The following is a 26,517-nucleotide window of genomic DNA, read 5'->3' on the forward strand; positions in this document are numbered from 1 at the left end:
TGAAGAAGAATAAGGGTACATCATGATTGTAATTGTTTGCGGCGTTTCAGGAACAGGGAAGTCAACCATAGGTAAGATGCTAGCTGACGCCCTAGCACTCCCCTTTTATGACGCCGATGACTTTCACCCTGAGGCTAATGTACAAAAAATGCAAAGTGGCAGGCCGTTAAATGACGAGGACCGGCAACCATGGCTTGAGGACCTTGCCACTCAGTTAGCTAATTGGGAGCATAAAAAAGGGGCCGTACTTGCTTGCTCTGCATTAAAAGCGGCATACCGAGAAACACTGGCGGCAAAATGCGCCGGCCCTATCGAGTGGATTATCCTACATGGCTCAAAAGCCCTACTTACTGAGCGCTTAGGCGCGCGTAAAGGGCATTTTTTCGATCCTAAATTACTCGAATCGCAGCTCACTACATTAGAGCTACCCAATGATGTGTCTGTAGTGGACATACAAGCCCCACCAGAAAATATAGTGCAATCAATCGTGGCACGCTTAGCTGACTCTTAAGTCCTGTTTTGAGGACGCAGCAAGTAGGCTGTAAACGCTAAGTTGAATCAGAAATTAAAGGAGTACCCATTATGAAGACTAAAACGATAGGCGTGATAGCCTTGAGCCTGCTAACACTGGCTGGGTGTAATACGACCAATAACGAAAGTGCAAAAACGCCAGTAGTGCCCGCTGACAAATTTGATCTAACCCATTGGACAATTACCATCCCCACGGATAACAACCATGACGGGAAAGTCGACGGGATAAGCGCAGCGAAAATACAAACCTTCCAGCATCCTGACTTCTTTTACCTTAATGGTGACGGCAATATGGTTTTCGCCGTGCCGAACAAAGCTTTTACTACACCCAACTCCAGCAACACTCGCAGTGAGTTACATCAAGTCGTTGCTGACATGGATGCCAAGAGTGATAAATTCGCGGATAACTTTGCTTTGCAAAATAACAAAGACGCACAGCTGTACGGTCAAATAGGCGGTAACTTACAAGCTAGCCTTGCAGTGAATCATGTGGCGAAACGCGCTAAGTACCCGAATAAGCCACCTGCGTTCTCTGTTGTTGTGGGCCAGATTCATGCCACCAAGGACAAAGAAAGAGTCGCTGAAGGTGAGGGCTATGGTTATGGCAACGAGCCGTTGAAAATCTACTATAAAAAATGGCCAGAACATAAGTACGGTTCGGTTTTTTGGAATTACGAGCGTAATCTCGCCAAAGAAAACCCAGACCGCCAAGATATAAGCTATTCGGTATGGGGCACCCCGTGGGATGAACCAACAGACCCAGGTGAGCAAGGTATCGCCCTTGATGAATCCTTCAGTTATGAAGTGAACGTATATCACAATACCATGTATTTAACGTTCACTAGTGAGCGCCTTGGTACAAAGGAATTTGAGATAAACCTAGCTAATAACATCGATGCCAATGGGCAAGTAGATAAGCTTGACCACCCGAACGGTTACTCTGGTGATGCGAATTTCTTCAAGGCCGGAGCATACGATCAGTGCAGTATTAAAGACGACCCAGGGATGTGGTACCCAGCATGTTTAGGCACAGGTGATTGGCAAACAGATAAGAAAAATGGCGACTATGCTCAAGTGACATTCTCGCGTTTAATAGTTGGACCTGCTAAAGAACCGCAAAAATAAAGGAGCACAGAGAAATCAAACAGCAAAAAAGCCATCAAATCAGCCGTTATTAAGTACGCTAGTTTGATGGCTTTTTGCGTTGTGATAACACTATAACTATAAGCGAGCTAAACAAGCAGCGCTTGCTAGCTATTTTCTAGTGAAATGCGACGAATCTAAGCGTTAGCAGGCTATGTGTTACCGGGATAGCACTCTAAAATCGACAAACCTGATGCCGATTCGTACTCAAACTCCGTCACTCCCGCAGGGCAGAAAAAGCGCTCCCACTGTTTTAACTTTGTTACGTCATCACCAATACGCAATGTACCCGCGCCTTGTGTTACCACGCCATAGAAAAAGGCCTCTTCATTGCGCTTGAACGTACTTTTCACGGTGGCACGCCTAACGGTAAAACAAGAGGTATCCTTAGCACCGATCAGCTCTTCTAACGTATTACCTTGCTCATCAGTGCTAAGCACCTTGGGGTGACAACGAAATTCAGCATCAACTTGCTCAGCTGGTACTGGGCTAAAATCAAACACATCTAATGCGGTCTCAATTCCCCGATCCATGAACCTCGCTTGCTCGGGGATAACATATCCGCAGCGCTCAAACTCAAATCTGACCGCCAGATCAGAAGGCTCCATTATCTCCAACATCAGAATGCCCTCGCCCAGCGCATGGGGGCGGCCTCCGGGAAGCAAAAACACATCCCCCGGCTTGACGGGAATGGGATCGAAACAGCTTTCAATTGATTTAATATCTTGGTTTTCTATCCACTCTTTTAACTGAGCGCGACTAGGCGGCCGCTGAAAGCCCGCGTAAATATAAGGCTCACTGACATCTTCGCGGGTTTGTAGAATAACGTAAGCCTCTGTTTTGCCTCTTGGTAAACCCAAACGCTCTTGGGCAAATTGCCGTGTGGGATGCGCCTGAAAATGCAATCGCGTGGCGCTATCGAGGTACTTAACCAGCGGAATATCCTCAAGCGTACGCTCAGTGTCACCCGTTTTACCCAAAAAATAGTCCTTGTTTTGGGTCAGTAAATCTCGAAAAGGCACCGTCTGCCCGTCGTCACCAGTGACCATGGCTAGCCCTTCAGAAATGTGCTCGCGGCCGACGTTTCGCGCTTCAACCGTGGAGCCAATCCAGTCTTCTGGAAAGCTAGAATCTTCGGGGGGCTCTTTTCCTTCGATAGTATCTAGCAGCTTACCGCCTTGATAGGTACGCCACACACGATTGGCATTGAATTTAAAAATCTGACTCATAAGATTATTTCCATGACTAGTATCGGAAATGAGAGTTGACCTCATCAGCCGAAAATTCGAAAAATACAGCTCTAATAACAACAGAATAAAGCCTTTAAGTGAGTGCTGTTACTCAATTAACACAGTCAAGAGGCGTCCAGAGCGTTGTGAATTTACATCGCTTGCAGGGTAGAAAGAATGCCGTTGTAGCTCATGTAACTCATGACCAACGCAAAGACAAAGATCAGCGATAAGAAAACATTGGTTATAGTGGAAAACTGATGTTTGCCCATTAACGCTTTCTTATTGCCGATGTAAAAAATACAGCCCACTGTCGCCGGTAACACTAAGGCGCCAAATGCTTGAGAGCTGACCATTACCGCAATGGGCTTAGCATTAAAAATCGGCACAATTAATCCCAAGCAAGAGATCACAAGCGCCATAATGCGATAGCTTGGTCTTTTTAAGTCTGGCTTACGCTCATGAAAATCATCTAACAACCAAGGCAGTAAAGCCACATTAGGAAACTGCGACGATACGCCAGCGGCAATCAGCCCGATAGTGAAAATAGCCACCGCTGCAGAGCCCGCCAAAGGCTCTAGTAGATTTATCATTTGGGTAACATGAACCAAGGTAATCCCTTGTACATACAAAGAGCCCGCTGCCGCTGCCATTATTGATGTGCTTACAATAAACATTAAAAAAGCTGAGAACAGCGCATCGCGATTTTGAGTTTTCAGATCTGCCAAAGTCCAACCCGCCTCTTTTACCAGTATGGTACGCAGAATGAACAGCCCTGAGAAAACCGTAGTACCCACCATAGATGCTATAACCAGAAATGAGCTTTTGCCGGGCGCAGTATCCGGTACGTTTGGTACCATCCCTTGGAGTATTTCGATTGCGGGGGGCATTAGGATAGCGAAGTTAATTAAAAAGCATAACGCCATGATGCCTACGAACAGAGCCAGTACCTTTTCGAATACTTCCGTTTTACCAATTAGAAAAATCACATACACAAAGGCGATAAAAAACAGTGCAAAGTACAGCTGGGAAATCCCCCCTTCAACGAAGTTCTTTGACCATTCGTAACACACGTCAGCAAGAATACCCATTACGCCTATTACGCTTCCGCAAATTTGAGTGGTAAGGGCCACAATAAAGAAAATACTGACCGCTGGATGTATATGTCTTTTGAAGGACTGCAATGCGGTTAAACCGGTGACGAGGGTAAACTTGCCAAACAGTTGAATAAGGAAGTAAGTGATCGCGCAGGAGATAAAGATGGTCCATAAAAGTGACATGCCATAATCAGCACCTGCTTTTGCCATGGCAGTAACGCTGCCCGTGCCCACTGTGAAACCAAACAAAAATATGCCGGGCAGTAGCGATTTAAAAAACGTCTTCATGTTGCTCATATTAGTTCGTACCATTTCGTATTATTGTTAGGGGACGATTAAAAGAGACGAATTTAATCTTTACCACGACCGACATAATTCGTCTTTTTTGACGGGACGACAGTTAATTTACAGCCCGCCAATTATACAAAACCGCTATTGCAGCACTGATAAAGCACGGATAACGCCGCGCACTTCAGCTAAGCCTTTCATGCGGCCTATGCCTGAATATCCAGGGTTAACGGTTTTGCCAATATCTCCCATCATTTGATGGCCGTGATCTGGGCGAATGAAAATGCCTAAGCTGTCAGCACTTTCTTTTGAACGACGCGCTTCTTCATTCAGCAACTCTTTAACGACCTGCACCATGTCGATGTCGCTATCAAGGTGACTGGCTTCATAAAACGAACGCTGTTCATCTGGGTCACGACTCACCCCACGCAAATGTGAAAAATGGATACGCGGGCCAAACTGTTTAGCCATTGCAGGTAAATCGTTATCAGGCCTACTGCTGTAAGTGCCCACGCACAAGGTAATGCCATTTGATTCACTAGGCAGCGCCGCAAACAGCAGCTCTAAATCATCAGCGGTACAGATGATCCGTGGCAGGCCTAGCATGTCTCGAGGGGGATCGTCTGGATGGATGGCAAGCTTGACGCCCATGGCTTCAGCCCGAGGCAGTACTTTAGATAGAAATGCAAACAAGTGACTGCGCAGCACATCACTGCTAACGTCTTTGTAATTGGCAAGCATGGCGCGAAAATCGTCTATTCCATAACTGTCTGTCATTCGCCCAGGTAAACCCGCAATGATGTTATTGGTCAGTTTGTTTTTTTCTTGCTCTGACATTTCATCAAAAACGTGCTTGGCTTCTTTGAGTTCTTCTGCACTGTATTCAGCTTCTGCGTTTTCGCGCTGTAAAATAAACAAATCAAAAGCGGCAAACTTTTTCTGATCAAAACGCAAAGCATAAGCACCTGTTGGCAGCTTAAAATTAAGGTCTGTGCGCGTCCAATCAATGACGGGCATAAAGTTGTAGCAGATCGTTTTAATGCCACACTTTGCCAGATTCTCCATAGAGAGGATCCAGTTTTCTATGTATTTTTCATGGCCTGGTCGCGCCAATTTGATGTCTTCGTGAACAGGAATACTTTCAACCACACTCCACGTTAACGGCGTTAGACCTTGCTCGCACTCTTCAATCAACGCTTGATGTTGGCGTATAGCCTCAATGCTCCAAACCTCACCGGTAGGAATAGTATGCAGCGCACTCACCACATCTGTGGCGCCAGTTTGTCTTATTTCGTTTATGGTCACGGGGTCACTCGGCCCAAACCATCTCCAGGATTCACGCATAATTATTCTCAGTTCAGTAATGTAAATTGGTTTTCAAGTTTGTTATGCAAAACAATGCACGATTGCTTCTTCGACTCCCATGCCATTGATATAATCATGGTATCCGTGTACTGACGCCATAAAGCCCGTGTCACTGAAAAAGCTAAACTTGTTTGCCCCCGCCAAGGTAAGAAATGCCAGCACATCAGACGAAGCACCGGTTGATGAAGAGTTTGTGAACTCATCGATTAACGGGTCGTTAAGGTCGCCTCTTACCAACGCCTTATGAATAAAACATACCCATGCGGCAACAGCGAAAGCTAAATAGCGGGTATCAACACTTTGCTTGAGTGCATCATCGATACTGGGGAACCAGCGTTGTTGGATTTTTTGTGAGCTATCTGTTCCCACTTGCAAGGCTGCGTAAGGAAGGTTGCCATTTCGAAAACGAGCAAATACCTGGGCTATATAGTGCTCAGCTTGAAGGCCATCAGGCACGCTGGTCACAGGCATTACATTTAGTTTGAGTGCTTGCTCGGTGAATTGGGCAAGTGTTGGACGTTTTAGCGCTTCATGAATAAATCGGTCCCCAACTAAATACCCAAGCGCTGCAAGCATGGAATGCCCCGCATTGAGAAAGCGTAATTTAACCCGTTCAAAAGGCGCTATATCGTCAACAAAAAGCGCACCCACCTTATCAAATGGCGGGCGGTCGCCTGCAAAATTATCTTCGATAATCCACTGGGTGAAGGGTTCTGCGGCGACGGGCGCGGCATCTTGAACGCCTAGCTCTTGGGCGACTTCAGTTTTTAATAGCTCGTCGGTCGCTGGGGTGACTCTATCTACCATCGACGCGCTAAAAGCGACATTTTCATTTACCCAACTCACCGTTTCTGGGCTGTGCTTCGCCAGTAACATATGCACCCCATCCCGTAGGCGCTCACCACCAGCATTCATGTTGTCGCAACATAGTAGCGTTATTGGGCTATCCCCCTTGGAGGCCCTTTTGATTAGGCCTGCGGCCAGATAACCATAGGTAGTTTTGGGTGCTGTAAGCGATGCTAGATCGTTGGCTATATCGGTACTTTCAAGATCAATAACGCCGTTTTTAAGGTAATAGCCTTTTTCGGTGATAGTCGTCGTAACTAACTGGGTTGGTTCACTCGCCAGTAAATCAATTAGCGCTTGTGGATTTTCAGGCCCCACCGCCATATTTTGAATCGCGCCAACGACACGAAAACGAGTCTCTTTTTCACCTAAAATCGCCAGCGTATACAAACAGTTCTGGGGGGCAAGGTTGTCACGCATTTTTGCTGAGCGAAGAGATACACCTGTTATTCCCCAACGCGTTTCACCTTGATTGAGCAGTGCGTCGCAATATGCGGCTTGATGAGCTCGATGAAAATTACCTGCACCAAAATGGACAATACTGGGCAAAACAGCACCTAGGGCATAGTTAGGCTTCTGAACGGTGTCGGCCACATTTAGCATGGAAGAAATGCTTAGTCGTTCTATGTTCATCAATTCTCATTCTCAGATTACATAATATAGTCTTGGCGTAAAAAGCACTTAACTAGAACGTTTGAGTGCCCGCTCTTTCATAGACTCATTTCAGTTAGAGTTCTGTATCACTTTCGTAACATTCGTCCTATTTACACGGCTTAACGAATCGATAGTTAAAAAAGCGGTAAAAAAGTCGACCCAACACCACCCTGCGACTATAATTTACTGGAACTTTACATTATTACCAATAAGACGAGCGAAAACTTAAATGTTAACAAAACCATTATGACCATTTCAAAACTAAAGTCTAGTGCATAGGATATAACCAAAAATTAAATAGCCTAGTTTTATACTAGGCTCTGAGCAAATCAAGAACTGACACTCACTACAGAAAATATTGTAAACCACTGATTTAAATAGCATTAGAACCCTACCCTTAGCTAGCCATGATGACAGGTAATATATAGCCGATCATATTGGCCTTACCAAAATAAACCTACTTTAGTCTTAGCACCCTGATTAAGGGTTGACCAATTTGTTTTTATGGAATACTTTTGTAACAACCTTGTTAGCGTTTTGCAGGCCTTATGTAATCTTGATGTTGCAAGGTGCAAAAACTAAAAATTAACAATGTGGTGTGAAAGGGTCCACTCAATCCTTTATTCGCTGCACTAGGAGACACAAATGGGACACAAACTATCTAAAATTACCTTAGCGGTGTTATCAGCTACTTCGTTAAGTTTCGCTTCATCCGCACTTGCTCAAGAAGCTCAGCCAGTTGAAGAGAGAGACGTCGAAGTCATCGCTGTATCAGGAATACGTAGTTCACTTACGAGTGCTCTTCTAGAAAAGCGTGAAACAAATAACCTGATCGAAGTCATTGAAGCGGTAGACATCGGCAAGTTACCAGACCAAAACTTGGCTGAGGTACTGGAAAACGTAACAGGTATTCAAATTACGAGAACAGCAGGTATCGGTACCGGCGTGCAGATTCGAGGCAGCAATGCTAACCGAGTTGAAATTAACGGGGCCTCAACGGTAGGTTCAGGTTCTGGTCGTAGCGGAATGAATTTTGAAGATTTGTCTGCGGCGATCATTGCAGGAGTTGAAATAACCAAAGCGCCGGAAGCAAAAACCACCGAAGGTTCTATAGGCGGCACGATCAATCTACGTACTATTCGTCCTCTTGAATTAACGGAGACTTTGGGCTCTATCCGCTTGCAAGGTGAAGACAGTAGCTTAACAACTGATGGCGTGCAGCCAAGGGTTTCAGGTGCATATGGCGATAACTGGGAACTTGACTCTGGTAGATTTGGTTTTGTTATCAGCGGTAGCTATACCAAACAAGAAGCGACTTCATTTCGTCCACGCCTCGATCGTGATGGCAGTTTAGTTGAAAATGTTAACGCGGATGTTATTCGAAGCGGGGAGTTAGAGGATCAAGCTGCAGATAGACCTATAGCCCAATCGTTCGATTTTCTTGGTATTCAATTCTTGAACCAAGAATTGGAAAACTTCGAGTATGAAACGACCAACATCGCGACTACATTTGAATTTGCACCGAACGACAACATGAAATTTTTCTTCGATGCGGTCATTACTGACCAAGAGCGTCGTCAAGATAGCACACGTGTACAGGCGTCTGGAGTAGGCAGCGTATTGAACTATAGTTTGCCAACTGAGTTTGAGACCGTTAATTTTGGCTCTCTTGATGGCGTGAATTTAGGCAGTATTCAAGCTGCAGTGAGAGGCACAATTCAGCCTAATTTGGGTGTTGACGATGATGATCCTAATCTTCGCTTTAACAGTGATACTGGAGCGCGGATCACAGACACTGAAATATTCAGATTAGGTGGTGAATGGCAAGGTGAAAACTTGTTCGCAAGTTTTGAGTTTTCAAGCGCGAGCTCTGATACTGAAACTCCTTCACTTAATACTCAGTTGAACTTTATTAATCCGAATCCGCTTACACCGCTGGACAATCTCGATGAAGACGGTAACCCAACCGCTGACACCAGCAACGACAATAGTGTGCCATTTATTTATGATCTAACCGGTGATTCATTGGCGTTTGGCATAGATTTCGCTTCACCATTTGCACCCACCGTAGCCGATTTATTAAATCCTAACAACGTAGTGCTTGATCAGGTCGATTTGACGCGCAGTACAACTGAAAACTCAGAAGATGCCTTTCGCACCGATTTTACTTATTTCATAGATGATTCCATTGTTACTTCTGTAGATTTTGGTTATCGCTACAATAAAACTGAACACAGCGCAGTCAGCATTTCAGACCGTATTGGAGGATTCAGTAAGTTAGTAGATAGCCCTAATGGCTCATTGTTCTCAGAGTTATTAGTTGAAGGCCCGGATCATTTTGGGGATGCTGATGGTAGAGAATTAGCTTTTCGTAATTTCTTGATTGTCGACCCAGACCGTGCTTTCAGTGATCGAGATGGAACTTTGGAGATACTGGAGTCGGCTATTATTGCCCACGGCGGTAATCAAGATTTAGCAAACTTAGTACCTGATTCTTCTGAGATTTTTAGCATCGAAGAGAAAACTCATGCTTTGTATGCACAAGCTAACTTTGAGTACGAAATGCTCCGCGGTAACATCGGGGTTCGCCATATAGAAACAGATATTGAATCTATAGGTAACACTGAGATAAATGGTGTTGTCTCTGCAGTAACAAACAAAGGCGATTATAGTTATACACTCCCTCGTTTAAACCTTGTTGCAGATGTTGCCGAAGACGTTGTGTTGCGTCTTGGTTGGGGTAAAGATATTTTGCGTCCTAACTTCGGTGACTTAAACACATCTGTATCGTTTGGCACCAACGAGAACCAGTCTGTTGAAATTGGTAATGCAGGGCTTGAACCAGAAGAAGTAACCTCTTTTGACTTGTCAGCTGAATGGTATTTTGCTGAAGCTGCGGTTGTCAGCATCGGTTATTTCAAGAAAGATCGTACCAACTTATTTGTGACTAACTTAGAAAGTGCAACCCTTGATGCTAACGGGTTACGAGATAGCAACCCTGCTTGTTCAGGTGGCGGTATCTACAACCCTGCTGTTCAACCAAACGTGTTAGGTGACCCAAACACAACAGGCTTGTGTGTTGACGTTGAAACGTTCTTTAATGACTCAGCTACAACCACTCAATCAGGTGTAGAAATGGCATTTCAGTATGACCTTTCTAGCTTTGAGGATGATCTAGGTTGGGCGTCAGGCTTCGGTATTCTAGCTAACTACACTGTGCAAGAATTTGACGGCGGTTCAGCTTTCTACACCTCAGCCACCCGCGGTACTGATGTATTCAATGCAATAAACGGTGTTTACGATGACAGTCAATTTGTAAAAGTGACGTCCGAGCGAGGCTTACTCGACTTTTCCGAGAATGCCTACAACTTTACTTTGTATTATGAAAAGTATGGTTTATCAGCTCGCGTGCGCTATACATGGCGTGAAGCATTCCGCACCGAGGATACCGCAGCGGGTGCGAGCTTGAACTCAACGTTAGGTTTCCCAGTTGTAACACATGACAGAGGACAGCTTAATGCCAGTATCAGTTATGATGTGAACGATCAGTTAAACTTGGGTGTTGAAGCCGTCAACTTGACCGAGTCTGATATTACTCAGTCTTGCGTGAACGAAGATGCTTTACTGTGTGCTCAGGGTATAACAGACCGTCGGATTACCTTTGGTGCAAGTTATCGCTTCTAAATTGTTAGAGCGAGAGCTCAAACAGACACAGTGATACGCAAGTAAAAGTAAAAGCCAACCCCAGCGCAGTGCTGGGGTTAGCTGTTATTTACGACTCAACTATTTAATATAGTTTTTTCAGATCTTGCAGTTGCACAATAAAGCATCCCGTTGTGAAGAAAGTACATAAATACGTACCGACTACCACACACTAACCTGCTCGGATATGCATCCGTTAATCCGCTGAATTAAACCATTACTCCTTCTATAACGTGTACTTAATCGGAGAAAATAGCGATGAAAAAAATGAAAATGACTGCCCTACTGTTAGTGGCAGCTGCACTCAATGCGCCTTTGGCATTGCAGGCGCAGGAGCATCCAAATCTGATTATGACCAAATCTGGTATTGAAAAAGTCAGACAGAACTTAGGCAATGTGCCTTTATTTGATGCCTCAGTACAAAGTGTAAAGAATGAAGTGGACGCTGAAATTGCGTTAGGCATAGACACCCCCATCCCAAAAGACTTTTCCGGTGGTTACACTCATCAAAGACACAAGCTCAACTTTCTAACGGCGCAGAAAGCCGGCGCGCTGTATCAAATATTGCAGGACGATAAATACGCGAAATATATTCGTGACATGTTATTTCAATACGAAGCTATGTATATAGATTTGCCTGTTCATCCACAAGAACGCTCTTACGCTCGCGGCAAGCTATTTTGGCAATGTCTGAATGACAGTAACTGGCTGGTGTATATGGCTCAAGCTTATGATGCCATTTACGATACCCTTTCAGCACAAGAACGAGACAAACTCGAAAACAATCTTTTTCGCCCCTTCGCAGATTTCATCTCGGTTGAGAATCCGCAATTTTACAACCGAGTACACAACCACAGCACGTGGGGAAACGCAGCAGTAGGTATGATCGCTCTTGTGATGGACGATGAAGAACTACTAGACAGAGCGCTATACGGCATCGAAGACGACGGCCTTGAGTTGGGTGGCCGTGATAATGACGGCGGCTTTATTAAAGTGGCTGGTCAGAAAGCCGGTTTCTTAGCGAATTTGGAGGACCCCTTTTCACCCGACGGTTATTATACCGAAGGCCCCTATTATCAGCGCTACGCCATGTATCCTTTCCTCATTTTCGGTTTAGCCATGAATCATGTTAAACCTGAAATGAAGGTGTTTTCCCACAAAGATAACGTGCTGCTTAAAGGTGTCGACGCATTGCTAAATTTAACCGACGCTGATGGCGAGTTCTTCCCGCTTAATGACGGCCAAAAAGGCATGTCTTACTACACTCCAGCTTTGGTAACAGCAGTTGATATTGCCTATCAATACGGTGAACAAAATCCGCAATTATTAAGTATTGCTGAAAAGCAAAACCAAGTACTGCTAGACCAGTCTGGTTTGGCCGTCGCCATGGGGATTCGAGATGGAAAAGCCCAACCGTTTGTGAAAAATTCTATTAACCTCAGTGACGGCCAAGAAGGTGATCAAGGAGGCGTGAGTGTATTACGCTATGGCAATGAAGAGCTTACCTTAGTATTCAAATATGCCGCACAAGGGCTTAGTCACGGTCATTATGACAAACTTTCGTTTTCCCTTTATGAAAGTGGCGATGAAGTGCTGCAAGATTATGGCCTAGCGCGCTTTGTTAACATAGGTCAGAAAGGTGGCGGTAACTATTTAAAAGAAAATAAAACCTGGGCTAAAACAACCATTGCTCACAACACCTTGTCGATAAACGAAAAAATGCATTTCAGTGGTAAATACGAAATTGCCAGTGAGCATCACTCTGATCTCTATTTTTATGATGATACAAAGGATGATGTACAAGTTGTTAGTGCAACAGAGAGTAACGCTTATCCAGGTACAAAGATGCACCGTACTATGGCCATTATTAAAAATGAGGGTTTAGAAAAGCCGTTTCTACTGGATATTATGAAGGTTAAATCTGATAGCAAAAACCAGTACGACCTACCATTTTATTATATGGGTCAGGTATTGAGCGACAATTTTGAGTATGACTCGCCTACCTCCTTAAACCCATTAGGTGACCAAAATGGTTATCAACATCTGTATTTAGAGGGAAAAGGTAAACCATCTTCAAGCACTACGCAGTTTTCTTGGTTAGGTGATGGTAAATACTACACTTTGACCTCAGCCACAGAGGAGTCTGACGAGTTGTTACTGACTCGGTTAGGAGCGAATGATCCGGATTTCAATTTACGTAGAGATGCCGCATTCATGCTGCGCAGGAAAGACAGCGGCAATACCACTTTTGCTTCAGTTGTTGAACCCCATGGCAGCTATAGCCCGGTGTCTGAGTTGTCGGTTAACTCTGACAGTAGTATTGCCGAGCTGAGCGTGGTGCATGATGATGACGCATATACCGCTGTATCGATTGAAAGCCTTAAAGGCGTTAAAAGCGTATTTATTCTAGCGAACAAAGACGCCACGAAAAGCAAACAACACAAACTTAAGGTGAACGGTAAGGTATTCAGCTGGACTGGCCCCTATTTCTATGCAGGGTCTTAATTATATACCTGCGTCTGATGAGCTAGTTTTTGTTTTTTAACGAGCCAACAGTCAAAAAAGGGTGATTACCACTAACAGGCAATCACCCTTTTTCTTTTATTGGCCGAGCACAGCGAATGTATTAATGATTAAGCAAGATTAGTCATCTCGGCATGCTTCCTCAGGAAACTCAAATTCAATAGTGGTATGGGAAAGCTTGTATTCGCTTAAGCACTCTGCCACTTCACACTTAATCGCCACGAGTTGCTCAGGCTGCAGTAATTGCTTCAACACCAGATGCGCAGTTAACACGTGCTGTTCACCGTCTAATGACCAAAAATGTAGATGGTGTATACCGTCAACAAACGCTATTTGTTGTAATCTTTGTTTAATTTGCAGTTGAACCTGTTCATCGGGTGCGCCTTGTAAAAATAGCCCAAGGGTCAGGTTAATGTTGCGCACCACGTTATACAAAATGAATAAGGTAAACGCGATAGAAAGCAACGGATCCAGAATGGGCAAATTAACAAACATCAACACCACTGACACTATCAGCACCGCTACCCAACCCATAACATCTTCAATTAAGTGCCAATTTAGCACGCGCTCATTCAGCGTATTTCCTGCACTTAATTTGTAAGCAGCAAACCCATTTACGCCAACGCCTAGTAAGGCAAGTAAAAACATTCCCTCAGTGTGGGGCATTTCTGGGGCAAACAAGCGCGGTATGCTTTCAATCAGTACCCATATCGACCCGCACACCAGTACCACGCCGTTAAGCATGGCAGCCAACAATGACAGTCGCTTAAAGCCGTAGGAAAATCGAGCTGTCGCTTGTTTATTGCCCGCGCGCTGTAAAAACCAAGCGGTGCCAATGGACAGACTATCGCCTAAATCATGTACGGCATCCGCCATGATCGCGGTACTGTTGGTTAACCAGCCGCCAATGAACTCAATAATAGTAAAGGTGACATTGAGCAAAAATGCCCAGCCAATACGATCTGATGAAGGGTCGAAGTGATGGTGTCCGTGATGAGAGTGACCGTGATGAGAGTGTCCATGGTGAGCATGCCCATGTTCTGGATGTCCTTGCTCAGAATGAGTATGCGCGTGCTGTGATTCTTTTACTTGAGTCATGATCTGAGTGATGGATCCAATTTCTAACGTTACGATATAACTATCACAAATCTCATTGTCTTTCATTTCCTCTAGCAAAGTATGCAAAGTGTAAATGTTTAACTTTATTGCGCTAGCACGCTTGCATAAATTGAACTTGAGCGTGCAAACTCTGTCTTTTAAACAGCCTTTATCCATTGAGAATACGCCGCTTTATGAAACACTACTTTTCCTTAATACTTGCTCCTCTGGCATTATTTGGATGCGCCACATTGATGCCGTTGGAAGATGGCTTAACGCCACTCAAGGGGCAGCCTGTTAATCAGCTTTTTAGCGTGATTGGTTTCCCTGATGATATAGAATTGATTGATAATAAAATCATTCATACCTTTCACATTGAACGTAATCACATTGGTTTAGTGACCGAGACAGAGCAAGCAAACGGTTTAGAAGGCCAAGATCCCCTTATCGCCAAAGACATGATGCAGCCTTCACAAGTCAATGTTGAGTGTGCGTTAACCGTCATCACAGATAAGAAAAAAATCATTGAGCAGTGGCATTATAAAGAAGCTTATGAAGGGTGCACGCCGTACCGCGAAAAGCTAGCAAATTTCGAAAGTCGATAAACACTCATATCAATTCCACTACATTTTCGCTGAGTGGCCAAATATTTAATTGAGTTGGTCTCAAACCCACATAAAAAAGCCCTCTTGGCATACTAATGCCAAGAGGGCTTTTCGTTGTTTGGAGTGAATTTACGTCATCCAAACACAGGCAGATTAATCATTAAACTGCCTAACGATACTGCTCAGTGTTTCTTTTGCATCACCAAATATCATGCGTGTATTGGGTTTAAAGAATAACGGGTTATCAATCCCTGCAAAGCCCGACGCCATGCCACGTTTAAGTACAAATACGTTCTTGGCTAAATCAGCATTAATAACTGGCATGCCGTATATAGGGCTGCCTTTCATTTCACGAGCGGCAGGATTAACCACGTCATTCGCACCGATAACCATAGCCACATCGAAGTTTTCAATGCGCTTATTAATATCGTCCATCTCGAACAGATGCTCATAAGAAACGTCAGCTTCAGCAAGTAGTACGTTCATGTGCCCAGGCATACGCCCAGCAACAGGGTGAATAGCGTAAGCTACTTCACAATCGTTTTCTTCAAGCTGAATTTGCAACTCTTTCATTACGTGTTGTGCTTGTGCAACCGCCATACCGTAGCCAGGAATAACCACTACTGACTGCGCTGCTTCTAACACATAGAAGGCATCGTCAGCAGAAAGAGGTTTCACTTCGCCTTCGATAACCATGTCTGATTTATGCACAGCCATAAAACCTGAGAACAGTACGTTACTTAACGAACGATTCATCGCTTTACACATAATGTTGGTCAAAATTATACCGCTTGCCCCGACCAGTGAACCCGCAACAATTAGGATATTGTTTTGCAGTGCAAAACCGGCTGCACAAGCCGCTAAACCTGAATAACTGTTAAGCAATGAGATAACCACTGGCATATCGGCGCCGCCGATAGGTAATACAAGCATGACGCCAAATAGCAGGGACAACGCTAAAGCAACATACAAAACCTCTGCTGACGATAAGGCAAAATCGGGTTGTGCAACAAAGGCGTACCCCGTGGCAACTATCGCCAAAACGATAATCACGTTAACAATGGCTTGGCCGCTAAACGTTACCGCACGGCCCGTGATACGCTCACTCAACTTGGCCCAAGCAACGATACTACCTGAGAATGTCACGCCACCAATCAGCAAAGCTAAAAAGGTAACGATTAAAATAAAGGCGGTTAACCCAGCACCACTTTGAATGGTCGCCCAAGCAACAAATACACTGGCTAAGCCGCCCACACCGTTTAACAAAGACACCATTTCAGGCATGTCTGTCATGGCCACTAGACGCGCGGCAAAGAACCCAACAACACCACCAGCAAGCATGGCGATGGCAATCCATTGGAAATTCACAATATTGTTATCAAGTAAGGTCACGACTATTGCTAATAACATAGCGACAGCAGAAACAAGGTTGCCCTTACGCGCGCTTGATGGGTGACCAAGAAGTTTTAAGCCGAATATGAATAAGGCTGCAGAAATTACGTAAGTGAAATTGATCACTAAATCTATATTTGATGTCATATCTTGTTCCACCTACTGCTTTTTCTTGAACATGGCTAACATTCTATCGGTGACTAAATACCCACCCACAACGTTAATCGTCGCCAAAAATACGGCAAACGCACCCAAGTACATGGCATATTCACCCAAGGTTTCATCTCCAGCTAAGGCCAGAGCACCCACCACTGTGATCCCAGAAATCGCATTCGCCCCTGACATCAAGGGTGTATGCAAAGTAGCAGGCACTTTTTGAATTAATTCGAAGCCGACGAAAATCGACAGCAATAAAATAAATAGCAAATAAATGGCTTCCATTACGCTACCCCGTCTTTTGTAGTTTGTTTTTGAGACGCATAAAAATCACTGATCATGGTATTCACCACTTTTCCTTGATAAGTGATAATACAACCTGATTGCACTTCATCTTCGATATCCAAAGCGAAGCGGTTATCGTCTTTCGACCAAAACTCGCTGATCAAGTTATATAAGTTAGCGGCATACATCTGAGTAGCGTGTTTTGCTACGCCATTCGCCCATGCGCCTGTGCCGATAACATTCACACCATGAATATCAACTGTTTCCCCTGATACGCTGCCTTGCACGTTACCGCCAGTCTCAGCAGCCATATCAACAATCACACTGCCAGGGCGCATAGAGGCTATTGTTTCTTGGTTAATCAGTACGGGAGGCTTACGTCCGAACAGTTGTGCTGTGGTGATCACAATATCTGAATCAGAAATACATTTGGCTTGCTCACGTTGTTGAATTTGCATTTGCTCAGGTGTCAGTGCTTGGGCATAACCTTGTCCGGTTTCGCCTGTTTCGCCCAAATCAATGTCCAAAAACTTAGCGCCTAACGACCGTACTTGCTCGGCTACCACGGTACGAGTATCGAATGCAGTTACACTTGCCCCTAAGCGTTTCGCGGTGGCGATTGCTTGTAATCCAGCGACACCAGCACCAATAATAAATACCTTAGCTGGCTTTAATGTACCCGCGGGCGTCATCATCATGGGCAGTACAGTCGGTAACGTATTTACGGCTTGCATGACCATCACATAGCCCGCCAAACTGGCCTGGGAGCTTAGCGCATCCATCTTTTGACAACGGCTAATACGCGGGATCATTTCCATGCTGATACTGGTTACACCCTTTTGGCATAGCGTATCCACGAACGTGGGCTCATTGAAAGGGTCCAAATAGCTCACCACAAGCGCGTCTTGCTTTAACAACGAGACTTCGTCTGCACTGAGCTTATGCAAACTTAGAACAATGTCACCTTTGCTCAACAACTCTGCGCGGCTGGTAGCAACACTCGCTCCCGCCTCTACGTATTCATTATCAGTAACATTAATGTGCTGACCTAAGCCAGATTCAATCAGCACATCAGCACCCAGTAATTTGTATGCCTTTACGTTAACAGGTAAAAGCGCACAGCGTTTTTCACCTGCTTTCATTTCAGCCGGAAATGCAATAATAGGCATAGGCCCTCCAAGTTTTGTTACAATTTGACTCACAACAGTGCACAAACTATGCACTGCTCGAGTGCAAGTTAATAATTCAGTTTAGTTATATAGAATATGTAAAAATCGTTATAAAAACGTAGACTTACATTAATTGCAGTGATGAATATCAACTATTATTGATTAAGACGCTCAATAAATTCTGACTCAGGCGTGATGGCGCCGGGATACTGAATAACGATTGCAGCAGCCTTAGATGCTAGGCTCACAGCATGCTCTATCTCTTTACCTGCTAATCTGGCTCCAAGATAAACACCGTTAAACGAGTCCCCCGCTGAGGTGGTGTCGACAACATGCTCTACAGGTGCGATGGGGAGGTGGATAAGATTGCTGCCCAACTGACAGTAAACGCTATTAGCACCATTTTTTATGACTAATTCGTGAATGTCATAAGGCTGGCAAAACTCTAGAATTTCACTGAGTTGCGTTAGGTCATACAACTGAGCGAAGTCATCAATTCCGGGTAAAAGAATATCTGTCAGCTGATAAGCGTAATGAAATTGCTGTTGCGCTTCTTCTGGTGAGGCCCACAGTCTTGGGCGGTAGTTAGGATCAAAAGCCAATTTGACCCCGTTCTCTTTTAATTTTTTAAGCATTGCCCAAAATGCAGGACGGTCATCTGGGTGTATCACAGCCAATGAAATGCCTGAGAAAAAAACCAAATCACTGTCCAGCATAGAATTGACCATTTCACTGTCGACGAAGCGCATAAGTTGGCGAGCGGCTGAGTTCTCTCGCCAATAGAGGAACGAACGCTCGCCATGTTCGTCGGTTTGCACCATGTACACCCCAGGGTTTTGTTCACTTTTGCGTGACAAGTACTGGGTGTTCAGCGATGCCTTCTCACAGTGCTGGAGTAATTTATCACTGACCACATCTTGGCCAATTGCGCTCATGAAGCATACATTTTGCTCCGCGAAACCACGCTTCTGATAAACCGCAGTATTATATGCATCCCCTGCAAATGACTGATGCATAACACCATCTTTACCTTCGCGCAGTTCCAACATGCACTCGCCTATCAACACAACTTTTTGCATAACACACCCTGGGTATAAGTGATTAATGAAGCGCTATGAACTTCATTAATATTGGTTAAACGAGTTATTTTTGACTTTTTAATGGCTCTACTTTCGGGATTAATACCCAAATCGCCAGCATCGCAATTACAGCCAGTGAAGCTCCGATAACGAAGGCCGGGGTATAGTTGCCGTCTGCCGTTAAAATCGGCACTAATGCAGTTAACCCCAAAGCACCTAATTTTGCTGCCATACCTGAAAAGCCAGATAAGGTACCCACCGCTTTTTTACCATAAAGGTCACTGGGTAGTGTTTGCACGTTACCTATTGCAGTTTGGAAGCCAAACAAAATAACAGCCATGATAATAACCGCAGTCGTTGGGCCGCCTGGGTCAGCCATAGCTAATAAAGCGGGCAACATGATCAGGCAACCTAATGTAATGGTGAGCTTGCGGGTTTTGTCCACATTCCAACCCGCTTTGATGCGATTTTGCGCCAACAAACCACCAAACCACGCGCCAATCATAGCCCCTACATAAGGTACCCAACCGTAAATACCAATCGCTTTTACATCCATTTGGTACACTTCGTTCAAGTAAATAGGGATCCAAAAAACAAATAACCACCAGATGGGATCAATCGCAGCAGAGGCAATAATCACGCCCCAGCTTTGTTTGCGCGACAGCAACTCCTTTGTAGTTGGGTTGTACTCGTCTTCTTCACTAGTGGTATCTGACTCTACTGTGCGCTGACCGCTTAAAATGTAGGCACGCTCTTCTTCCGTGATCCATGGATGTGATTTGGGCGGAGCCTTTACCAGAATAATCCAAGGAACAAGCCACAGTAAGCCCACCAAACCGATCACCACAAAGACCATCTGCCAATTGAAGAACACGGTCAGATAGGCAATAAGAGGGATAGCTATGATGCCGCCTATAGCGGCGCCTGAATTAAAAATACCTTGGGCAAGCGCACGTTCTTTACTGGGGAACCAATCAGCATTACTTTTAGCGGCGCCTGGCCAGTTACCTGCTTCTGCAACCCCAAGAATGGCGCGAAAAATACTGAAACTTAGTACGCCCTGAGCGAAGGCATGAGCAGCAGTTGCCAAAGACCACACGCCAATAGACAAAACGAAGCCTAATCGAGTACCTACCCAATCAAATATTTTACCGAATATCGCTTGGCCAAAGGCATAAGATAAAATGAATACAATCGAAATATTTGCGTATATCTGTTTACGTTCTAAATCTGATTTATCTGGAAAGAGATCTTGCACGATATCTGGCCAAAGTACGCTTAATGCAGAACGATCTATGTAGTTAATCACGGTTGCTAAGGCAACCAGAGACACTACCCACCAACGCAAATTTTTCATTTTCATATTTTTATACTCTTGTTTGCCTAACGTTATTATTAGGCTAAAAAACACATTAGGGCACTATAGCGTTTTGTTTCCGCTGATAATTGTTGTTACACCGCTAAGTGGAAATAGGTCTTTGATGATGGGTTCTGATGTCCCTTCAAATACGTTATCGGTTATCCAAGTTTTCGGCTCACCAACGGTAAGTTCAAAGATTACAGGAGCTGTATTAATAAACTTATTCGCCGTTACCTTATTCACCTGAGTACCGTGCAATACCAAACTCGCTTTACTTTTATTCCGCTTACCTTTGCCAATTTCACTAAATGTGTTGTTGTTTAGCACAACATGAGGGCCAAAGGTGCTTTCATCTGTTCCACCGCGATAAACCTTTGCTATCGCTCCATCAAGATCCGTTACCGTGGAATCCTCAATGGTGAGATATTCAACATTGTAAATACCCAGATCATCCGTCTCCTTGTCTAGGCGGAATAAGTCACCGGTAATATGAGAGAAATGGCTATTAGTCACTTGAATGTAGTCTGCAAAACTGCGATTGCCTACATCAAAAAAGTGATAGGAGTGGTTAATATTGAGGTTTTCGAAAGTGCTATTTTTTATCGCCACCCGGTAATTACGTTGCATAGGTAAACGGGTGGTGCGAATAAGCGTGTTCCCTGCCGCATCCGGGGCATTTTTAGCATCAACCCGCACACCGTCCAATGTTAAGTTGCCCATATTATTGATTTCAATGAGCGTCGAGCGTTGAGGATAAATCACCGCAGCAGCATTATCTTGTGCACGGATAGTAAGAGTTTTGTCCAACTTTAGAATTTTTGAAACCCTATACTCTCCACCTTGTAGAATTAAAACGTCACCTGACTTCGCGGAAGCGATCGCATCGAACAAGGTATTATCTCCTGGCGCCACAGGGATCGTTGTCCCTGAACCGAAGGCGACGTCTGGCTCCACTTTTGGATACCAACTCACTCCGACGTCATTTTTAGCAATCGGTTTTATATCAGAGCTCACACCAAACTTACGCTGTGCTTCATCCGCTGGATACAATAAGCCATTATCCGCCCGCTTCATGGTAATCTCGGCCTGCTTGAATCCTTCCTCAAGGGTCGCTTTGGTATCTTGATTAAGCAAATTGTCTTCAAACGTAATGCCACTGATATCATCAAACACCGTTATTCCGTCAGTGCCCTGCTCACTCAGGATCAAGTTGTTTCTCACTAATGAGTTGACTGGCGTTGCCGAACGCTCTTTGTCACTGCCTGCGGCAAATTGAATATGCTTTACATCAACCAGAGTGTTGTTTTCGATCAGGGCATTGTCGACTTGATGGTAGCGATTAATTTTTGAATTCGGTACGCCGTTCATCACTGTTAAGCCACTGCCGAAGCGGTAGCCAGTTAGACCTTCAAGGTAGTTATTTCGAATAATTTGATCACGATTGATAACTCGTATGCCCCCCGTGTGGTCAACGCCATTACCGAAGAACACGTTATTTTCAACAATATTACCGTTACCGTGGCGTAAGGTTAACGTGCCTCGAGATTCGAAAAATACGTTGTTACGGATACTGTTTTTGCCCGACTTATTAGAGATGATTTCCACTTCGCCGTTACAGCGGTCAAAAAAGTTATTTTCGATGGTGGTAAAAGAATTCGTTAACGAATGATGACTGGTACCAATACGCAACGTTTCGCCACCATTAGAGCCTAGAATAGGGCGCGGTCCGAAGTAATTATGGTCAATGCGATGATAATTTTGCTGGCTAGACTCGCTAGTCAAACGCACTGCCATCGTCACACCTTTATTGCGCTTACCTACTAAGTGATTATGGTCAAACCGATTATGTCGGCCATATACCATCACCCAGCTGTCTTGTTCGAACTTCTCAGGATTACTGTAATTATCAATGACAACTTGGGTTACGCGACTGTGGTTAGCGAGCTTGTCTTTATTACGGCGAAACGCGATAACTTCACCAGTGGGTGTATAACCATCTTTAAACACTAGTCCACTGACCACAAGATACTCACCGGCTAAACGCAAGTTTGACTGCCCAGTAAGAAATACTTTACCGGGTGTTTCGCCACGTAGGGTTATGGGATGCTCTTTGGTGCCTTTGGCATCGAGCAAAATTTCAAAGTTTTGCCATGTACCGTTAGCCAAAATGATGGCGTCACCAGGTTGAACGCTTTTTAGCGCGTCTTCATAGGCTTCAGGCGTTTTGACTAAAGTATCTGCCGCCAAGGCGTTTTGACACACGATAAATATCATCGACAGCAGAGCTGGACGAGCCAAAGAAATAAAGTGAAAATTCGCGCGCATAAAATGAGTGCCCAATCCTGTTATGAAAATTAACGAACAATCTGATGCTTATCATCTTGATTGCTGCTTGTCTGCCGCCTTAGCACAAATAGTAAGTGCGCTTTACATGTGCGGATGTAAAGCGCACTTTAAAAATGACAGCAGGGTCGAAAAAAATCGCCAAAGTACACAATAAATGTAGGGTACAGAGGGTTTGTGTAAATTGGCGATCTAACCCGTTATATGTTGCATACGTCTTTTTATTCTTTTGCTCGTGCATCACTTTAATATGCGCTGGCAATATTATCCGTATACCACACCTCCAATGTAACCAATAGTCGAATTAAATGTCAAACTAATATTAACCAATTTAACAAATATGTTATTACCAATAAAACCATCATTGGTAATAATGATAGTTAAGTATTTGCTACATAGTTGTTAAAATATGCTATACCTATTTCTAAAGCGCTTGCATAATCTGCAATTGTGGTAGAATGCCGGTAAGTAGTAGATAGATAAGAAACAGAGCGGGATGTCTAAAATGAAGAGTCGTCGATTATTCTGGAATATAGTCGAAAAAATAGAACAGCTTATTGAGTCCGGTTTGTACCAGCCAGGAAGCCGCTTACCCCCAGAACGCGAGTTAGCAGAAACCTTCGACGTCAGCCGTCCTACCATCCGTGAAGCGATTATTGCTTTGGAAGTAAGGGAACGAGTTGAAGTAAAAACAGGCTCTGGTGTTTACGTGTTGGCCAGCAAACATGCTCCAAAGCCGTTGAATAACATTAGTGCCTTTGAGCTCACTCAAGCCCGCGCTTTAGTTGAGGGCGAAGCTGCAGCACTTGCAGCTACAACCATCACTGATGATGAATTACGTGATTTAAAAAGCACACTCGACGCAATGGAAAAAGAAGAAAATCCAGAACACGCTGATCGTGATTTTCATATGATTATTTCTCGTGCGACACGTAATAATGCCATATTGCTTGCCGTTGAGAACTTGTGGCAAGTACGTGATACCAATGCCGAGGTCAAGGCTGCTTATAAAGGTGTTTGTAGCCAAAGTAGTTCAAAACGATTACACGAGCATACGGTCATATATCAAGCTCTTAAGAAGCGTGATAACCAAGCCGCTCGCGCTGCTATGCACCAGCATTTTAATCGATTGATAAACGCATTATTCGAAGCTAAAGAAGCGCAAGCGTTAGAAGAGGTTCGTCGTCAAACGATTGAGACCAGAGGCTTATACTCACTGTCGCACGTCATTAAACAAGCATAGGCGTACGTTAGCTTTAAGAGCCCTCGTTCATTATGATGAATTCCAGCCAATAAAAAAGCCAACATACGTTGGCTTTTTTACATAAACGATAAGTCGATTATGAGAACAACATACCACCGTTGATATCAACGTTAGTACCTGTCATATAAGATGCTTCGTCAGATGCCAAGAAGGCAACCAATTTAGCCACTTCTTCAGAGTTACCTTCACGTTGCAACGCTGTAGAGCCAGCGACTTTCTCACGCACTGCGTCAGGGGTGAAAGTATCGTGGAAGCCTGTGCTGATCATGCCTGGACAAACGCCGTTAACACGAATGTCAGGACCAAGCTCTTTTGCTAGACCACGTGTAAATGTCATTACCGCGCCTTTAGAAGTAGCATAAATCGCTGCACCACCGCCGCCGCCATCACGACCAGCTTGAGATGCTAATGTCACTATGCTGCTGCCTTTAGGCATGTGAGGTATACATGCGTGAGTCATCATGAAAAGTGACGTTAGGTTTAAGTCCATCACTTTATGGAAGTGGCTAAGACTCATGTCTGCTACTTTAACACGCTCAACCAATCCACCTGAAACATGCACTAGGCAATCGACTTTGCCAAATTTATCAACAGTGCTTTGCACACATGCATCAACATCTTGCTGTTGTGTCAAATCAGCTTTGATTGCGACAGCACGAACACCAAGTTTTTCTATTTCTTCAACTGCACTCTGTGCGGTAGCTTCGCTGGCAAGATAAGTAATCACCACATCTGCACCACGGCCGGCCAATTCTAATGCACAAGCGCGGCCAATATCACGCCCACCACCTGCCACTATGGCTACTTTGCCTTTCATTGTCATAATATTCTCCACTGGGTTTTCAAATTAGTATATACATAAACTTTCAATCAGTTCCCCAAGGAGCACCGCACAGCCCGCCTAAGTACATTACCAATCCAAGTCTACAAAGCTAAACTAACTAATTACCGCACTCATTGTCAACCAATTAATTAACTTTGGCTTTACCAATTGTTGTTTTTTTAGCTTTTTTGTTAAAAAAGTTTATTCGTCGCTATTTTCTCACTGCTCAGTGTAGTGCCAATAAATGTGGCTATTAGTGAGTATGGATACGTTCTTCGGTCATAAGCGAAGGAAGAAAAATCGGCGTATGCTTGAGACACTGCCCCGCAAACTAGCTTGACCAATTAGCTTTATCGTTTATTGGGTTAACGCTATTGGTTATAGCGATAAATAAATGACATAGGGAGCGAAGCAAGGTCTGCAGAAATCATGTTTAAGAGCTTCAAAGCCTGTAGTTTCATTTTATTACTCACGCCATGCATATGATATAAAGCAGCATTGTTAGCGGCCATAGTTTGCACTTTAGTCACTCGAGCGATGCGCTGAGATTGATAATTCAAAAGAGCATGATTTATTCGTGGTTCACTTAATAGCGCTTTAGCTAAACACACCCCATCTTCAATCGCCATCGCAGCACCTTGTGCCACAAATGGCAACATGGGATGACAGGCATCGCCTAAAAGGGCAACCTGGCCGTCTACCCAGGTTTCTAATGGTGCGCTGCCGAATAAGCCCCATAAGAAGCAGTCATCCATTTTACTCAGAAGTTGCTGCACATCAGGATGCCAATTCGAAAACAAAGCGCGCAAGACTGTAATATCGCCATCAACGTTCCAGCGTTCATCGTTCCACTGTTCACGCTCTTGCACGGCTATAACGTTAATTTCATCGCCACCTCGCACGTAGTAACTCACCACGTGCGCTCCTGGGCCAACCCATAAGTTCGCCTCAGGCTTCACCAGTGTCTTGGGGGCGTTCTTAGTTTTTATAGTCCCCCGCCATGCCACTTGCCCAGTAAAATGGATTTCGGATTGGGGCAACATGCACTTTTTTATTGACGAGCGAATGCCATCAGCACCAATTAATACATCGCAGTGCAATTCACCCCCATCGGCCAATTCAACGTTTACTCGCTGTGCATTGCTTGTATTAACATGCTGATAAGATATTACGCGTGTATTTAATATTATCTTTACGCCGCGCTCTAAAGCGCTTTGGTAAAGGATTTTGTGTAGGTCAGCGCGATGAATATGGACATAGGGGGCACCATATTTTTGCTCAATCGCAGCGCCTAATGGCATCTGTAAATACGTTTTTGCTGTTTGATAATGACGCATCGTGGCATTTTGCGGCAAAAAACCGAGTGCTATGATCTGATCCTGCAAACCTAACGCCGTTAGCGCGTGCATGGCATTAGGGCTCAGCTGTATACCCGCCCCGACTTCTTTTAATGCATCACTTTGCTCAAAAACATGTACGTCAAAACCTTGGAGGTTTAGCGCAAGTGCTGCGCTTAAACCGCCAATACCGCCACCAGCGATAATCACTTTTTTAGGCATAAAGCA

Annotated in this window: 19 protein-coding genes; 6 read left to right on the forward strand and 13 right to left on the reverse strand. The window is 44.4% G+C overall.

Going from position 1 to position 26,517, the window contains the following annotated elements:
- The first annotated feature begins 22 nt into the window (after window positions 1-22).
- Window positions 23-511, forward strand: coding sequence for a gluconokinase (locus tag PATL_RS18675; RefSeq protein WP_011576370.1), 489 nt, complete (start codon window positions 23-25; stop codon window positions 509-511).
- Window positions 512-582: 71 nt separating this feature from the next.
- Window positions 583-1,656, forward strand: coding sequence for a polysaccharide lyase family 7 protein (locus tag PATL_RS18680; protein WP_011576371.1), 1,074 nt, complete (start codon window positions 583-585; stop codon window positions 1,654-1,656).
- 170 nt (window positions 1,657-1,826) lie between these two features.
- On the opposite strand, the gene PATL_RS18685 is transcribed toward PATL_RS18680, so the two are convergent.
- From PATL_RS18685 to PATL_RS18700, 4 genes are all read right to left on the reverse strand, one after another.
- Complete coding sequence (locus PATL_RS18685) at window positions 1,827-2,903, reverse strand: class I mannose-6-phosphate isomerase (RefSeq protein WP_041714070.1); 1,077 nt, start codon at window positions 2,901-2,903, stop codon at window positions 1,827-1,829.
- 152 nt (window positions 2,904-3,055) lie between these two features.
- On the reverse strand, window positions 3,056-4,288 hold the full coding sequence (locus tag PATL_RS18690; protein WP_232283254.1) for an Nramp family divalent metal transporter: 1,233 nt from the start codon (window positions 4,286-4,288) through the stop codon (window positions 3,056-3,058).
- 144 nt (window positions 4,289-4,432) lie between these two features.
- Complete coding sequence (uxuA, locus tag PATL_RS18695) at window positions 4,433-5,632, reverse strand: mannonate dehydratase (protein WP_011576374.1); 1,200 nt, start codon at window positions 5,630-5,632, stop codon at window positions 4,433-4,435.
- A 42-nt stretch (window positions 5,633-5,674) separates the two neighbouring features.
- A complete protein-coding gene (locus PATL_RS18700; protein ID WP_011576375.1) occupies window positions 5,675-7,132 on the reverse strand; it encodes a mannitol dehydrogenase family protein in 1,458 nt (485 codons plus the stop codon).
- Between the two features lie 666 nt (window positions 7,133-7,798).
- Here PATL_RS18700 and PATL_RS18705 point away from each other — a divergent pair.
- Together PATL_RS18705 and PATL_RS18710 are read left to right on the forward strand one after the other, a co-directional pair.
- Window positions 7,799-10,837: a TonB-dependent receptor gene (locus PATL_RS18705; protein ID WP_011576376.1), complete on the forward strand. Its 3,039-nt coding sequence runs from the start codon at window positions 7,799-7,801 to the stop codon at window positions 10,835-10,837.
- Between the two features lie 276 nt (window positions 10,838-11,113).
- Window positions 11,114-13,360: an alginate lyase family protein gene (locus PATL_RS18710; protein WP_011576377.1), complete on the forward strand. Its 2,247-nt coding sequence runs from the start codon at window positions 11,114-11,116 to the stop codon at window positions 13,358-13,360.
- A gap of 138 nt (window positions 13,361-13,498) precedes the next feature.
- Here the strand turns inward: PATL_RS18710 and PATL_RS18715 are convergent, their stop codons facing one another.
- Window positions 13,499-14,476, reverse strand: coding sequence for a cation diffusion facilitator family transporter (locus PATL_RS18715; protein WP_041714606.1), 978 nt, complete (start codon window positions 14,474-14,476; stop codon window positions 13,499-13,501).
- A gap of 194 nt (window positions 14,477-14,670) precedes the next feature.
- Here PATL_RS18715 and PATL_RS18720 point away from each other — a divergent pair, with 194 nt between their 5' ends.
- Window positions 14,671-15,081 carry a hypothetical protein gene (locus tag PATL_RS18720; RefSeq protein ID WP_011576379.1) on the forward strand — a complete coding sequence of 137 codons (411 nt, stop codon included), beginning with the start codon at window positions 14,671-14,673 and terminating at the stop codon, window positions 15,079-15,081.
- Window positions 15,082-15,234: 153 nt separating this feature from the next.
- Here the strand turns inward: PATL_RS18720 and PATL_RS18725 are convergent, their stop codons facing one another.
- The 6 genes from PATL_RS18725 to PATL_RS18750 form a co-directional block, all read right to left on the reverse strand.
- Window positions 15,235-16,620 carry an NAD(P)(+) transhydrogenase (Re/Si-specific) subunit beta gene (locus PATL_RS18725; RefSeq protein WP_011576380.1) on the reverse strand — a complete coding sequence of 462 codons (1,386 nt, stop codon included), beginning with the start codon at window positions 16,618-16,620 and terminating at the stop codon, window positions 15,235-15,237.
- A gap of 12 nt (window positions 16,621-16,632) precedes the next feature.
- Window positions 16,633-16,914 carry an NAD(P) transhydrogenase subunit alpha gene (locus tag PATL_RS18730; protein WP_006991067.1) on the reverse strand — a complete coding sequence of 94 codons (282 nt, stop codon included), beginning with the start codon at window positions 16,912-16,914 and terminating at the stop codon, window positions 16,633-16,635.
- Window positions 16,914-18,083 carry an NAD(P) transhydrogenase subunit alpha gene (locus tag PATL_RS18735; RefSeq protein ID WP_011576381.1) on the reverse strand — a complete coding sequence of 390 codons (1,170 nt, stop codon included), beginning with the start codon at window positions 18,081-18,083 and terminating at the stop codon, window positions 16,914-16,916. The genes PATL_RS18730 and PATL_RS18735 overlap by 1 nt, the downstream gene beginning before the upstream one ends.
- A 155-nt stretch (window positions 18,084-18,238) precedes the next feature.
- Window positions 18,239-19,162: a sugar kinase gene (locus PATL_RS18740; protein ID WP_011576382.1), complete on the reverse strand. Its 924-nt coding sequence runs from the start codon at window positions 19,160-19,162 to the stop codon at window positions 18,239-18,241.
- A gap of 64 nt (window positions 19,163-19,226) precedes the next feature.
- Window positions 19,227-20,525 carry an MFS transporter gene (locus tag PATL_RS18745; protein ID WP_011576383.1) on the reverse strand — a complete coding sequence of 433 codons (1,299 nt, stop codon included), beginning with the start codon at window positions 20,523-20,525 and terminating at the stop codon, window positions 19,227-19,229.
- A 57-nt stretch (window positions 20,526-20,582) separates the two neighbouring features.
- Complete coding sequence (locus PATL_RS18750; protein WP_011576384.1) at window positions 20,583-22,847, reverse strand: polysaccharide lyase 6 family protein; 2,265 nt, start codon at window positions 22,845-22,847, stop codon at window positions 20,583-20,585.
- A gap of 523 nt (window positions 22,848-23,370) precedes the next feature.
- Here PATL_RS18750 and PATL_RS18755 point away from each other — a divergent pair.
- Window positions 23,371-24,108: a FadR/GntR family transcriptional regulator gene (locus tag PATL_RS18755; protein ID WP_011576385.1), complete on the forward strand. Its 738-nt coding sequence runs from the start codon at window positions 23,371-23,373 to the stop codon at window positions 24,106-24,108.
- A gap of 97 nt (window positions 24,109-24,205) precedes the next feature.
- Here PATL_RS18755 and PATL_RS18760 read toward each other — a convergent pair whose 3' ends face one another.
- Together PATL_RS18760 and PATL_RS18765 are read right to left on the reverse strand one after the other, a co-directional pair.
- Window positions 24,206-24,952 carry an SDR family NAD(P)-dependent oxidoreductase gene (locus PATL_RS18760; protein ID WP_006991060.1) on the reverse strand — a complete coding sequence of 249 codons (747 nt, stop codon included), beginning with the start codon at window positions 24,950-24,952 and terminating at the stop codon, window positions 24,206-24,208.
- Between the two features lie 371 nt (window positions 24,953-25,323).
- Window positions 25,324-26,511, reverse strand: coding sequence for an FAD-dependent monooxygenase (locus PATL_RS18765; RefSeq protein WP_011576386.1), 1,188 nt, complete (start codon window positions 26,509-26,511; stop codon window positions 25,324-25,326).
- Between the last annotated feature and the right edge of the window lie 6 nt (window positions 26,512-26,517).

Source organism: Paraglaciecola sp. T6c (assembly GCF_000014225.1).
Classification (GTDB): Bacteria; Pseudomonadota; Gammaproteobacteria; order Enterobacterales; family Alteromonadaceae; genus Paraglaciecola; species Paraglaciecola atlantica_A.